Source organism: Porifericola rhodea, from assembly GCF_030506305.1.
In the GTDB taxonomy this organism is placed as follows: Bacteria; Bacteroidota; Bacteroidia; order Cytophagales; family Cyclobacteriaceae; genus Catalinimonas; species Catalinimonas rhodea.
Window position 1 is genome coordinate 4945982 of the sequence record NZ_CP119421.1, and the last position, 13608, is coordinate 4959589.

The window sequence follows — 13608 nt, forward strand, 5'->3', positions numbered from 1 at the left end:
TCTTAATGCAAGTATACTCTGAGAAGAAACAGCTAAGGTTTTGACTTAGTTCAACCCATTTATACACTTGAAAGTCAGGTCAATTGACCGCAAAAATTGAAGGAAATTACGTGAAAAAAAAATTTAAATTTCAATACTTAACCCATCATAGGCCAGACTCACATGGGATGGAAGCAGCTTACTTACGTCCTGATAAGCGCCAAGGTTATGGCTTATGTGCGTAAGGAAAGCCTGACGAGGCTGAAGCTCTTCAATAAGTTGCAGAGATTCCTTCAGGTTAAGATGCGATATGTGCTGTTTATGCTGTAAGGCATTCAAGACTAGCACTTCGCTACCTCTGATTTTATCTTTTTCTTCTTCGGCTATAGTTTTAGCATCGGTAATGTAGGTAAAGCTGCCTACCCTGTAGCCAAAAACCGGCAACTTATAATGCATCACTTCTATAGGAGTAAACTCTACCCCTTCTGCTTTAAATGCATGATTATCAATTTCATGGACCACTACTCGGGGTACTCCCGGATACTTGTCTGCTGCAAATACATAGGCAAACTCCTGCTTTAGCTGGGCAATTACCTGTGCTGAGGCAAAAACCGGCATATCTTTCTGCTGAGAGAAGTTAAATCCCCTCACATCATCCATACCAGCTATATGGTCTTTGTGCTGATGGGTAAAGATGAGTGCATCCAGTGTAGTAATCTGGTTGGCGAGCACCTGCTGTCGGAAGTCGGGACCAGAATCTATGATAAAACTTTTACCCTCTGCCTCTATATGTATAGATGACCTGAGTCGCTTATCTCGATAATCCAGTGAATTACAAACGCTACAATTACAATTGATAACTGGCACACCCTGCGATGTACCAGTGCCCAAAAAAGTTACTCTCAAACCTCCGTATTAGTTTCCAGTAGACCTATTAGAAATTTCTTATTCTTTTCGCTGAGCAGTTCCATATCCAGATCAACCAGCTTTACTATATCCATCAGGCAGTTAATTTTGCCTTCCATAGGGTAATACTTGTTGATGATTGCAACCTTAGTTTCATTAAGAATACAGTAGCCTGATTTAAAATTGCCTTTCTCGTACCGTAATACGTAGTCGGACTCAGCAAACAAATCTTCCAGTTTATTTAAAAAATGTTTAGTGTATTTTACTTCAACACCAGCCATTAACTCGTATATTTTTTTACTACATCTACCAGATGATCAAAATCTATAGGTTTCTGAATATATTCGTTGATACCCGCATTGCTAAAATCCTCATCTGTATAGTTTTTGGCATTACCGGTAATTGCCACGATGGGCACACCAGCCTTCTCTTTATTATCTAGAGCTCTTACCTGCCTGCTACATTCCATACCATCCATTTTGGGCATGCCTATGTCCATCAAAATAATGTCATAATGCTTTGCCTCAATAGCCTTTAATACTTCTTCACCGTTTTTGACAGAATCAATCTCGTAGTTTTGAAATTGGAGGACTTTTTTAGTCAGGTTTTGGATCACTGAACTGTCTTCAGCTACTAGTACATTTTTCGTATTAGCCATTTGTATATGAATTTAAAAAGCTTTTGAACTTGTGTTGAAACTCAGAAAAATATAAATCAAGGCGATCCAGATCATGGGTTGTTAAAGCTTTGGTATCTTGCTTAAGATCAGCCTCTAAGCGCGTGACCAGCTGCGCCAAACGATCTATACCCAAGGTACTGGAATTGCCTTTTAAAGTGTGCAATTTACTTAAAATATCATCATAATCTGCTTTTTCAAATGATTCTCTGATAGAATTAATAAGTGCTGCTGCCTCTTTTTCAAAATCGTCCAGAGTATCAATAATAATCTCTTTTCCACCATATTTTTCTAACTCTTTTAGTACTTCAAAATTGACAATTTTCTCGGCAGAAGGGCTGTCTTCCGATGGATGCTGGTAATTGTCTTCTTCGCTTCTGGACAATAAAATTTCTACCAGTTTTTCTACTAAAAGCTTTGGTCGTATAGGTTTGGAAACATAATCGTCCATTCCGGCATTGATAAACTTTTCTTTATCTCCCTGCATAGAGTAGGCCGTCATGGCTATAATAGGCGGCAGATTGGTGATAGGCAGTTCACGAATAATTTTGGTAGCGGCTATACCATCCATCTCTGGCATTTGTATATCCATAAAGATTACATCAAAATTCTGTTGCTGTACCAAACTAATCGCCTGCTTTCCGCTATCTGCCAGCGTTACACGGCAGTAGGCTTTCTCCAGTATTTTTGCCGAAACTTTTCTGTTGATCAGATTATCATCCACAAGTAATACATGCGGTTGCAGCTCTTCAAGATATTGGCTGGCCTCTTCATTGGCTGGCTGCTGGGCTACCGGAGCCTCAGTCAGTACAGCTTTAAAGGTAAACCAGAAGCTACTTCCTTCCCCTTTCCTAGACTCCAAACCAACTTCACCGCCCATAAGATTAGCCAACTGTTTAGAAATTGCCAGCCCCAGACCCGTACCTTTATATTTTTTAGTAACTGAACTATCTACCTGATTGAAGCTCTGAAAAAGCTGCGCCTGCGCTTCTTCAGAAATGCCTATTCCGGTATCTGAGACCGTAATTCTTAGCATTATTTCTTTATTGCTTTTCAGGCGAGCGTCATTCACCTTCGTTACCTGAATATTTACTTCTCCCTCCGGCTCAGTAAATTTGATAGCATTAGATGAAAGGTTGGAAGCAATTTGCAATACGCGTGTTTCGTCAACCTTTACGTGTTCGGGCAAACCTTTTTCCAGACTAAAGTTAAACGATATATTTTTAGACCTGGCTTGCTGAGAAAATAAGGCATGTACCCGCTCAGGAATAGAGCTTAGCGCTACCGTACTGCGGTGCAACTTCATTTTGCCCGCTTCTATTTTGGAGAGGTCCAGAATATCGTTAAGGATATTCAGTAGTAATTCTGAAGATTTTTTGATAGTCTGCACAAAATCCTGCTGCTCAGCATCCAAAGGCGTATCGGCCAGTAAATCAATCATGCTGACGATCCCGTTCATAGGTGTTCTGATTTCATGGCTCATATTGGCCAGAAAACCCTCTTTCACTTTAAGGGAGCGCTCTGCAACCTCTTTGGCACGCTGTAGCTGCTGACTCGCTTTTTTGAGCTGGGTAATGTCGCGGGCCACTCCCTCTATCTCTACAGGTTTGCGAGAGTAATTATAAATCAGGCGCACATTGCAAATACACTGGAGCAAATCTCCATCTGCTTTGATAACCGAAGCCTCAAAATTTCTGACCCGCTTGTATTTGACCAGTTGCCTGATCAGGTTTTTGGTTCGGCTATCGTAGAGATAGTAATTGGTAATGTTTTTTCCTACTACATCGTAGGTTTCATAGTCGGTAAGTTCATGTACCGAAGGACTAATCAAGGTAATAGTACCATCCAGTCGGCAGCGAAAATAAATATCCTGAAACGACTCAAATATATTTCTGAACTTCTCTTCGCTTTCTATCATATGAAGCTCAGACTCCTTTTTGACCGAAACATCATGGGCAATACCCGACACCTCGCGGATACTTCCATCTTCCCGATAGATAGGGTTAATAAATATCTGGTACCACTTGGGCGGCATATTTTCATTTTCCAGATGAAGCTCATACTCTGAGGGTATACCTTCCAGGGCCATTTCGTAACGCTTCTTCCAGATGTTGAGGTATTCTTCGGTAGCTTTGGGGCTGGCATGGTTAAATATTTCGCCCATCATCGGGGCTATGCCATAGCGCTCCAGAGCAAAGCGCTCAAAGTTTTTGTTGAAGGTAGTCAGACGGAATGATCGGTCTATAGACCACATCAAGTGAGAACTACTCTGAAAAATGGCATTTAAACGGCTGGTTTGCTCATTCAGTTTCTCCTCGTTCAACTTACGCTCAATAGCCAAAGCTACCTGCCCTGAAACAAAATCCAATAAGTCCAGATCGCGGGTGGTGAGTCCTTCAAAAGATTCAAAATGCTGTAATGAGATTAGCCCGATTGTCCTTTTCTTTATTTTTAGAGGCACTCCCAGCCAAACCTGGGGCATAATACCCAGACTGTTGATTTCTTCTGCTTCCAGCAACTCATACAAATCGCGTTGGTATAAGAAAGTGGGCTCGTTTCTTTTTATCACGTACCTTACCAGATCCTTTTGCTGTCTGTGGCTCTCGGAACGGTCAATATTTTTTCTCTGACCGGATATAAAATATGGAAAAGAAATTTTCTGGTCTTCACCAAGTAGCGCAATATAAAAGTTGTCTGCCTGCACTACCCGCTTTAGCTCCCGATGAATATTGAAGAACAGTGTTTCTAAATCAGGGCTATGAATGGTCTGATTAGCGATACTGTTATAAAGGTTTTGCGCTTTTTCTGCACGCACCTGGTCGCTTATGTCATGGAAAATCCCCCTATATTCTACCTGCTCCAGCCCTACTTTCTTAACTGTTACACTACCAGATACATAAACGTTTTTACCAGCATTGTTAACAAAAATTGTATTGAATGTACCTCCGGCATTATCAGTCTTTAGCTTTCTCAGGTGCTCTAGGGTATTCTGTTGATAATGAGGGTGAATATGATCTTTAAATCTGGAGGTGGCAATCTCATAATCATTATAGCCCATTTTATTTCGCCAGGCCTTATTCACAAACAGTATTTCACCCTCCTCATTAAAAATAAGAATAAGATCAAAAGCAGTGTTAAATAGTTCTGCCAGCAGTTTATTCTTCTCCTGAAGTTTACGCTTGACTTCTTTCTGTTCAGAAATATTTTCGGCAAGAATGGTAAGTCCTGAAAACTCTCCTTCAGCCTCATGATAAATAATACTTGTCAGATTAAGCTTTACCAGTTTACCACTTTTAGTTTTGATGCTGCGCTTAAGATTGACGTGAATGTCATTTTGTGCAGAAAGTTTTAAAAACTCCTGCATACTCAGCTTTTTTCCTCTAAGCGGCACAAATTCGTCAAAAAGGTTATTCCCCTTCAGTTCTGCCTCTGTTTCTTCCACGGTTTCCTGCATTGCAGTATTGGTATAGACGATCTCGCCCTGAGGATCAACACTTACTGCCAGTAAGTTTGCACTTCGTAAAGAGTTTTGCAGCTGATCAAAAGAGACTGTTGATTTCTGGAAGATGGAAGTATTATTATGCCCATCCAGTACAATCCCTATTTGTACGATATTTTTTTCCTCATTCTTTTTTTGAGAAAGCAAATAGATAGAGGCATGCTGCGAAGCACTTTCATTCTGAGAATCGAAATGCAGATTAAGTGATATATTATCTGCCTGCTTTTGCACCGCCTCATCCAGATAATTATGAATTGCCAGCCTGGAGGCAGGTAGTAAAAGCTTATCAATAGCAGAATCTACACTATCTTTGGTATAGTTATTCCAGATAATGTTACTTTCCTGATCTATCAATTCCCAACCCTGGGCGTGGTAATCTATAGTGCAAACACATAAAGGAAGGTGTCCATGCTTTAGTAAAAAAGTAGATATGATTTTATACTCTCGTTCCTCTTGATTAGAATTGCCATTCATACTCAAAAAATAAATGCCTAATTTATCTATTAACGCATCATTTGTCAAAGACTTATCTCTATTGCTAAGATGAGTACAAATAATACACCAAGCCTTATCATTCTTCTGGGAGCTACTGCTGTTGGCAAAACCAGCACCTCTATTGCCCTGGCACAGTGGCTAGACACCGAAATTGTGTCTACTGACTCTCGCCAGTTTTATCAGGAAATGACTATTGGCACTGCTAAGCCAACGCACGAAGAGCAGGCTGGGGTTCCGCATCATCTGGTAGATTTTTTATCGGTTAGAGATAATTATGATGTTAAGCAGTTTGAACGTGATGCGCTACAGGCTATTGCCCATATTTTTGAAAAAAAACCTTATGCCATAGCTACAGGAGGTTCTGGCTTATACGTGAAGACTCTTTGCGAAGGCATTGATGAGATGCCAGATACACCTGAGCATATACGTCAGGAGCTTCAGCAAAAGCTTGAGCAGGAAGGTCTTGTAAGTTTAGCAGAGGAGCTAAAAATGGTAGACCCACATTACTATCAGGAGGCTGACCTGCAGAACCCCCGTAGAGTAATACGTGCACTGGAAGTATATTATACTACCAAAAAACCTTATTCTTCTTTTATAAACCAGTCTGAAGTTAAGGAAAAAAGGCCATTTAATATTATCAAAATTGGGTTAGCGCGTGAAAGGGAAGAGCTCTACGCCCGCATTAATCTGAGAGTAGACCAAATGGTAAAAGAAGGTTTGTTTGATGAAGCAAAGGCCTTGCAAGCCTACGAAAACCATAACGCATTGCAGACTGTAGGCTATCAGGAGATTTTTCCTTACCTGCGAGGAGAGTACGATAAGGATGAAGCTATTCGTTTAATTAAGAGAAATACCCGTAGATTTGCCAAAAGACAGCTCACCTGGTTCAGAAGAGATCATGATGTAGAGTGGTTTGATCTGAGCAAAAATGAAAAGCAATCGCTGAAATCAATTAAACAATATTTGAAAGCTAGATTAGAGATACGTGCATAATAATTACTATTTTTTTAGACTTTTAAGCAAGCAGCTTGAGAAACAACTGAATGGCTGGATTGTAGCTACCTGCTTTAGCCAGAATAAAGATGAGTTGATTATCGGGCTAACTGACCCACACCCTCCTCACCATGAGTTCTATATTAAAGCACTCCTGGAAAGTCAGTTCTCCTGCTTGCACTTTCCAGAAAATTTTCATCGCAGTAAAAGAAACAGTGTTGATCTTTTTTCGCAGATATTAGACACACAAGTGGTAGAAGTTAGGCAAACACCTAACGACCGTAGCTTTTCACTTATGTTACAAAGTGTAGAAGAGCCCAATCAGACTTATCAGCTTGTATTTAAAATGCACGGTAATCGGGCAAATGTTATTCTGCTACAAGGCAAAGAAGTGTTATCTATTTTTAAGCATCAGTTAATTAAAGACGAGCATCTAGATCCTGAAGTCCTTCCTCTAAAGATTGAACATAGCTTTGCAAACTTTGAAGTTAAAGAAGGAAAAGCTAACAAACTTTATCCTACACTGGGTCCGCTACCTGTAAAGTATCTGGAGCAACAAGCTTATGAAGATGCCTCTTTAGAAGAAAAATGGCGTATGCTGGAAAGTATGTTACATTTGCTTAAGAATCCAGAGGCTATATATACCACCTTCATCAATGGCAGCTTCCATCTTTCTTTGCTAGCTGTTGGAGAGATTGAGCAGAGCTTTCAGGAGCCCATTCAGGCAATTAACCACTTTTTTTTAAAGTACATTCGGGATTTTCACCTGCTACAGGAGAAGAATACTCTACTTAAAAAGTTAGGCAAGCAGATTACCCAAACCGAAAACTATATTCAGAAAAACGATACCAAACTGAATGAATTGGAAGAAGGCGCACAGTATAGCCAGATTGCTGACATAATTATGGCAAATATGCATCAGATTCCTCCCAACAGCAGAAAAGTTGTGTTCAACAACTTTTATACTAATCAGCCCATTGAGATTAAGCTCAAACAAAACGTCAGTCCGCAAAAAAATGCAGAGGCGCTGTATCGTAAAGCCAAAAACCAGAAGATAGAACTGGAAAAACTGAAAGCTAATATCGCTCTAAAAGAGGATCGCTTACTTCATCTTTACGAGCACCTGGAAAAGCTGGAAAAGTTGGAACATGTAAGGGATATTCGCCAGTATGCAAAAGACCATAATCTGGAAGAAGAACTGAATGAGAGGGAAGAGGTGCTACCTTACCGCAGTTTTGAAATTAGAGGCTATCAGGTTTGGGTAGGAAAGAATGCTAAAAACAACGATACCCTGCTAAGAAATTACAGCTGGAAAGAAGATTTATGGCTACATGCCAAAGATGTGCCTGGTTCCCATGTATTAATCAAGCACCAGGCCGGAAAAAACTTTCCTAAAGATGTTGTGGAACAGGCGGCTTCTTTAGCGGCTTACTATTCAAAAAGAAAGACAGACAGCCTTTGTCCTGTTATCGTTACGCCCAGAAAATTTGTGCGTAAGTCTAAGGATATGCAAGCAGGTCAGGTGATTGTTAGCCAGGAAGAGGTAATTATGGTAGAACCAAAAATGCCAGGCTAATTGGAGTGGTGACTTACACCATCTCCATCTGCTCATCTGTAGCTTCAAGGTTGTGATAAACCTTAGCTACATCATCATCGTCTTCCAGAAGTTCTATAAGTTTAATAACACTCAAAAAGGCTTCGTTATCAAGACTGACTGTAGTTGTTGGTATTCTTTGAAGCTCAGCACTTTCCGTTTCTATATCCATCTCTTCCAGTTTATTCTGGAGGCTGCCAAAATCTTCCATAGCTGTACTTATCTGTACGTAGCCATTTTCGTTGTCAAACTCTACTTCTTCTACTCCTCCATCAATAAGCTCCAGCATAAAGCTATCTTCATCGGTAATGTGTTCGGGACGACGAAAGCTGAAGATTCCTTTGCGATCAAACAAAAACTCTACTGAACCATTTTTACCCAGACTACCACCGTTTTTAGTAAAAATAGAACGTACACTGGCTACTGTGCGGTTTAGGTTATCTGTAGTACATTCTACAAATACAGCTACCCCATGGGGAGCATAGCCTTCATAGGTAATATCAAAATATTCTTCAGCATCAGCCCCAGAACCTTTGCTTATAGCTCTTTCTATGGTGTCTTTAGGCATATTGGCCCCTTTCGCATTTTGTATAGCCAAGCGGAGGCGTGGATTACCATCGGGGTCTGGGCCAGCTTCTTTAGCCGCTACTGTAATTTCTTTAATAAGTTTGGTAAAGACCTTAGCGCGCTTAGCATCCTGAGCGCCTTTTCGTCGCTTGATGTTAGCCCATTTACTATGTCCTGCCATACTAAAATTTAATTCTTACTTTCTAAATTTTACTGTTCCGTTACAGACTCTTGAAGTCCCTGGTCTAAGTTAAATTGTAAGGTTACTCTTAAAGTTTCCTGTAGGGGGTGGTTGTTTTGTCCGCCACCGCCTTGTGGTAGCAGATACGCAAAGTCTACTCCAAATACCTGATAACGCAAGCCAATACCAGCGGTGATGTATCGGCGATTACCTTTGTCCTTGTTTTCGTGGTAATAGCCGGTTCTTACAGCAAACAGATCGTTGTACCAATACTCTACACCAAAGGAAAGCATAATCTCTTTTAGCTCTTCGCTAAAGCCATCTGGCGCATCGCCAAACGAGCCAAACATACCTTGTAGTAAACCTTTTTCTTTATAAGTTAAGGTGCTATCTGGTGTAGGCACTAAAAGTTTATTGATGTCAAAAGCAAAGGTAAGCTTATTGTATGGATCTAGATTAGTAGTAAATGCTGTTCCTAAACGAAGGTTTGTAGGAAGAAAATCCGCGTTATCCTCATCCAGATAAGTGATCTTGGGACCAATGTTAGAAATTACGGCACCAAAAGCGATATTGTTCTTCTTGCCACCTACCACAGCTTCTTTGTTGTAGAACACACTAATGTCGGCTGCTGCGCTTATACCTGCTTTACCATCACCAGCACCGCTGCCCGAAGTAGTACCGGCAAAAAGATTAGAATGGATAAACCTACCAGTTAGTCCCGCACTTAAATTTTCACCCAGCTTCATGGCGAAAGTACCAGATAAAGAAAACTCACGAGGACTCACCAGTTGAAGTTCCTGCCCCTGCTCATTCGTAAGCTGAATATCTCCCAGGTCAAAATAAGTTAGCGAGAGGGCTAGTGCCTGATCCTGATTAATTTTTTTGTAGCCAGTTAGGTAAGAGAGCGACATATCGCTTACAATTTTAGAAAGCCAGGGCGTAAAAGAGCCAGCTACTCCAAAGTCGGTGTCCATATAAGCCAGCTTGGCAGCATTCCAGTAAGTTGCGTTAGCATCAGGAGAGGTAGCCGCCCCCACATCGCCCATAGCGCCTGAGCGGGAGTCTGGCGTAATAGATAAGAAAGGAACACCAGTAGTAATAACGCGCTTACCATCTTGCCCTAAAATCGTATATCCACCCGGAGTGGTTTGTGCAAATACATGAACTCCTGCAAGCAGAATCAGGGCAGTACATAAAGTGGATTTGAATATCTTTAACATGAATAGTGTGTATTACTACAGTTAAATATAATTAATTAGTTAGAATAATTTTTAAGCTTTCTTTAGCTTCTTGATGGTCGTTAAGCGACCTCACATTTATCTTTACCAGGTAGATTCCCCGGCTTAAACTATACTCATTTTGAACTTCCGGTAACCATTCCCAGAGATTGAGACGACTATCGCTAGACTCAAAAGTTTTACTAAGTTGAGCCACTTTTTTGCCTGAGCTGTCATGAATCTGCATATCTACTTGTAAATCTTCCCCTGCCCTGTTATGATCAAGTACAAAGGTAGTAGATGTGTGTACAGGATTCGGATAATTGTAAAAACTTTTAATAGAAAAAGCATCGGAATCTGAAACAAAAAACTCAACAACAGACGTATTACTGTTGTTATGGGTATCCCACGCCTGCAATGTTAATACATATTTTCCATCTTCCAAATAACCCAAAGGATAGCGAACCCACCCACTTTGATACTCATCGGTTTCAGTAATATAAAAATCGTTAAGTATAATTTGTTTATCCTCCTCTCCTTCTCTGCTTAGTGCAGCCTTAATCTCATGACCAGCCTGCTGTCGGCTCAAATTTATGCCCTGCTCATCCCACAATCGTGCCAGCAGGAGAGGCGTACTACCCGTCACATTACCATTTGCAAAACTTATATCGTCAATAAAGAGCTGAATATCGGGTCCCTTTTGGTCTATAGAAGCATGAGCCTCGCTACCACCAATTACAATATTTCGTTTTCCACCAAAAGCATCTGTGTTATTATTGCCAGAGCGAGCATACATATTCAGGCTACCAGCACCTGCCTGATAAGTAATATTTTTCGGAATGATAAAATCTATCACAAATTGACCATTTTTTACGCTCGCACGACCTCTGTGGATAACGTTTTGGGTCTCCTTAAATTGCATGACCGTTTCTTCATTACCCTTGGTACTTACCAGATAGGGCTTGTCATGTAAGACTAAAGTCAACTCTCCGTTAAAATCATTAGCCAGGCTGTTTGTCAGGGGGGCTTCTATATGACCATATAATGTTAATCTAGATAGCGCCTTAAGCGTATCCTGCACTCTACTATCTAATGAAAGTATGCTATCCGCCACAATGTTTAACTGTGGGTAGGCTAAACGCATAGAAGGATCTGCCAAAAGGGAAAAGTTTCGGTTGTCTCTTCCATTTAGTGCATCGTTTTTTGTTTGACGGAAGATATCCCCAATTCTTTGATGCTGTCCATTAGGCCGTTCAAAAATGTGCTGGTAAAATGCCAGATTTAGCAGGTAGTTCGTATTGGAGAAGACAGGCCGTGCTGTTGTTACCAAGCCTATTGCTCCGCCCTCCGGGTTGAGAACCAGGGCCTCCGCGCCTGATAATTGTTGTGGATAATCGTGGCGGCCAAACTCACAGGTTGCTGTTACAAAAAATGGTAGTCTGTCCAGATTGTCCCATTGAGAAATCATGCTCATGGTAAGCACACTTTCATCGGTTAATCTCTGCTCATTTCCATGACCTACAAAATTGAAAAGAAGCACACCGTTTATAATTGCGTCATCTACCGCCTGGTTCACCTGCGGAGCCAGCTCCTGATTGGGAAAGGTTTCCTGATCGTAGGCATCCAGGTAAATTTTATGCGTAGCATAGCCCTCATAGCCTTCAATAATTTTTTCAGACAGCAGTTCACTGTCCTTCTGATAGCGATCATTGTCTCCATCATCTGCTAAAAAAGCTACTCTTGTACGCCAGTCTCCTAAAGTCAGTGGATTGCTCGCATAATGCACAAGTTTATTAACTACCGCCCGGGCTTCCTCTATGGTTTTTATCGGGAGCCTACCTACTCCAATATCCATAGTATGATCACCAGAATAGCTCTCCTCCCACTCTCCCTCACTATCTTCCATAAATCCGTAATAATCATCTGAGGGGTAGCTGTAAATAGGATGTATAGAATTTCTGGATTGGTAGGTAGGAACAAAATTGGTATTACCGTCTATTCGGCTTTTATAGTCGTACGAAGATTTACCAAACAATAGTAAATATTTAAAGGTCTTGCTATCCCGATCGTACAAGTCTTTCGCAAAATTTCGGATGGCAGATACATCCTGTCTTCCGGAGGCATACTGCCGATAAACTTCTTGGGTGCTTACCACCGCTACCTTTAAATGATCATGTTGTCTACGGAACTCAGCCAGTTGCTCCGCTTCTTCTCTAAACAACTCATGAGTGATAATTAGCAGTTCAGGCGGCTGAGAAAAATTTAGATTCTGATTCTCAACTCTACCGTGCCATTCTACCATCGGTAGCCTATCTGGCTGAAAAATCACATATTCGTTCAGACTATTCAGACTGGCATCTACAAAGCTCCATCGGCTATCAGCATAAGAAGCACTAACTTTCTGAGGCCTAAGCGCTTGATTTAGCTTCCATATCTGGGCTTCAGTCACGTCAGACTGTATGCTAAATTTTGTATAAGCCTGCTTTGTACTTGCTGTGCTTCTAAAAAACAGTAAAGAGTCTTTAAATATGAGCTGTGCAGGATAGGTAATAAGTAGCTTGTTCAGATGCGCTGAACCGGATGAAGCTGCCAACTGTAGGTTTAGCTGTAGCTCTTGGGTTCCTGCCAGTTCACTTGCCTTTATTGTAGTACTAGTACTAGCCTCCTTACCTTTCGCAGCATATGTACCATCAATAATAGCGGGTAGCTCTAAAGTAGTAATTTCAGTTCCATTTACACTTAGCCTAAGCTCAGCATTAGAAAATGAGCGACTTAAGGCATCTAGTGTAAACTTAATTTTAGATTCTGTAGCCAGATTAAGGTCAGTAATATTAAAGTTCAGGCTCTCTCCAGAGGACAGTTTTTCTCCGTACCATTCTCTTCCCGAACCGGGGCTTAAAATATTGTAAAGGTCTGCCTCATGTATCCAGTGATTATCAAAGGTACTGACTTCGGTTGCCGTAGGGCTATGATCATTTTCGGCGGATTCAATTTTGAGCAGATTGCCTTCAGTAGGTGTAAAATAGTAATAGGCACTATCAGCATAGAGATTTTTCTCATAGTTAAGTACGTACTCTCCATCTTCTGCCTGAGAGAAAGTAGCTTTATCTGGTCCCTGGGCGTAAAATAGAAGATAGTCTTCCTCATCAAAACTATCATCTTCCAGGCCTACGGGATATACGGCACACTCAGGCAAATCATGAAAGCGAGGTTCTGACAGACTTTGAGCTAGCATACCTCCTCCAAAACCAAATACCCCTACGCTTGAGGGCTTAATCTGAGATAAGTTTATTCCTAATGCTTGTAACTGGGAGCCATCTATTTTGTAAACGCCATCTTTGGAGATAGCAAACTGATACCATTCGCCAGAGGATAAGACAGAAGATTGTTGGGCAACAACTGTAGTACTAGCTGAGATCCAGCACAGTAGAATGATATATAGGAGCAAACAGGGCTGACGCATTAAAGCACATGCATATTTGATTAAGCTACGCAAAAATC

General features: G+C 41.0%; 9 protein-coding genes. 2 read left to right on the forward strand and 7 right to left on the reverse strand.

The annotated features are described in order from the left end of the window. Positions 1 to 123: 123 nt before the first annotated feature. Genes PZB74_RS20280 through PZB74_RS20295 form a run of 4 tightly spaced genes read right to left on the reverse strand, consistent with a single transcriptional unit; the run spans position 124 to position 5534 of the window. Positions 124 to 885: an MBL fold metallo-hydrolase gene (locus PZB74_RS20280; protein ID WP_302239046.1), complete on the reverse strand. Its 762-nt coding sequence runs from the start codon at positions 883 to 885 to the stop codon at positions 124 to 126. Further along, positions 882 to 1166 (reverse strand): hypothetical protein, encoded by a 285-nt coding sequence (locus tag PZB74_RS20285; RefSeq protein WP_302239047.1) that lies wholly within the window; start codon positions 1164 to 1166, stop codon positions 882 to 884. The genes PZB74_RS20280 and PZB74_RS20285 overlap by 4 nt, the downstream gene beginning before the upstream one ends. Beyond that, positions 1166 to 1543, reverse strand: a complete 378-nt coding sequence (locus tag PZB74_RS20290) for a response regulator (protein WP_302239048.1) — start codon at positions 1541 to 1543, stop codon at positions 1166 to 1168. Before PZB74_RS20290 ends, PZB74_RS20285 begins: the two co-directional genes overlap by 1 nt. Beyond that, positions 1536 to 5534, reverse strand: a complete 3999-nt coding sequence (locus PZB74_RS20295) for a PAS domain S-box protein (protein ID WP_302239050.1) — start codon at positions 5532 to 5534, stop codon at positions 1536 to 1538. Before PZB74_RS20295 ends, PZB74_RS20290 begins: the two co-directional genes overlap by 8 nt. Before the next feature lie 69 nt (positions 5535 to 5603). Here PZB74_RS20295 and miaA point away from each other — a divergent pair, with 69 nt between their 5' ends. Next, positions 5604 to 6548: a tRNA (adenosine(37)-N6)-dimethylallyltransferase MiaA gene (gene miaA, locus PZB74_RS20300; RefSeq protein ID WP_302239051.1), complete on the forward strand. Its 945-nt coding sequence runs from the start codon at positions 5604 to 5606 to the stop codon at positions 6546 to 6548. Continuing rightward, positions 6541 to 8124, forward strand: coding sequence for an NFACT RNA binding domain-containing protein (locus PZB74_RS20305; protein ID WP_302239053.1), 1584 nt, complete (start codon positions 6541 to 6543; stop codon positions 8122 to 8124). The genes miaA and PZB74_RS20305 overlap by 8 nt, the downstream gene beginning before the upstream one ends. A 13-nt stretch (positions 8125 to 8137) precedes the next feature. Here the strand turns inward: PZB74_RS20305 and PZB74_RS20310 are convergent, their stop codons facing one another. Genes PZB74_RS20310 through porU form a run of 3 tightly spaced genes read right to left on the reverse strand, consistent with a single transcriptional unit; the run spans position 8138 to position 13570 of the window. Beyond that, positions 8138 to 8890, reverse strand: coding sequence for a YebC/PmpR family DNA-binding transcriptional regulator (locus tag PZB74_RS20310; protein WP_302239054.1), 753 nt, complete (start codon positions 8888 to 8890; stop codon positions 8138 to 8140). Between the two features lie 29 nt (positions 8891 to 8919). Then, positions 8920 to 10110, reverse strand: coding sequence for a type IX secretion system outer membrane channel protein PorV (gene porV, locus PZB74_RS20315; RefSeq protein WP_302239056.1), 1191 nt, complete (start codon positions 10108 to 10110; stop codon positions 8920 to 8922). Positions 10111 to 10141: 31 nt separating this feature from the next. Continuing rightward, positions 10142 to 13570 carry a type IX secretion system sortase PorU gene (gene porU / locus PZB74_RS20320; RefSeq protein WP_302239057.1) on the reverse strand — a complete coding sequence of 1143 codons (3429 nt, stop codon included), beginning with the start codon at positions 13568 to 13570 and terminating at the stop codon, positions 10142 to 10144. Positions 13571 to 13608: the final 38 nt, after the last annotated feature.

Excerpts from the sequence above, each read along its gene's own strand:
- PZB74_RS20285 (WP_302239047.1), bottom strand. The coding sequence starts at position 1,166 with ATGGCTGGTGTTGAAGTAAAATACACTAAACATTTTTTAAATAAACTG.
- PZB74_RS20310 (WP_302239054.1), bottom strand. The coding sequence starts at position 8,890 with ATGGCAGGACATAGTAAATGGGCTAACATCAAGCGACGAAAAGGCGCT.
- miaA (WP_302239051.1), top strand. The coding sequence starts at position 5,604 with ATGAGTACAAATAATACACCAAGCCTTATCATTCTTCTGGGAGCTACT.
- porU (WP_302239057.1), bottom strand. The coding sequence starts at position 13,570 with ATGCGTCAGCCCTGTTTGCTCCTATATATCATTCTACTGTGCTGGATC.
- porV (WP_302239056.1), bottom strand. The coding sequence starts at position 10,110 with ATGTTAAAGATATTCAAATCCACTTTATGTACTGCCCTGATTCTGCTT.
- PZB74_RS20290 (WP_302239048.1), bottom strand. The coding sequence starts at position 1,543 with ATGGCTAATACGAAAAATGTACTAGTAGCTGAAGACAGTTCAGTGATC.
- PZB74_RS20295 (WP_302239050.1), bottom strand. The coding sequence starts at position 5,534 with ATGAATGGCAATTCTAATCAAGAGGAACGAGAGTATAAAATCATATCT.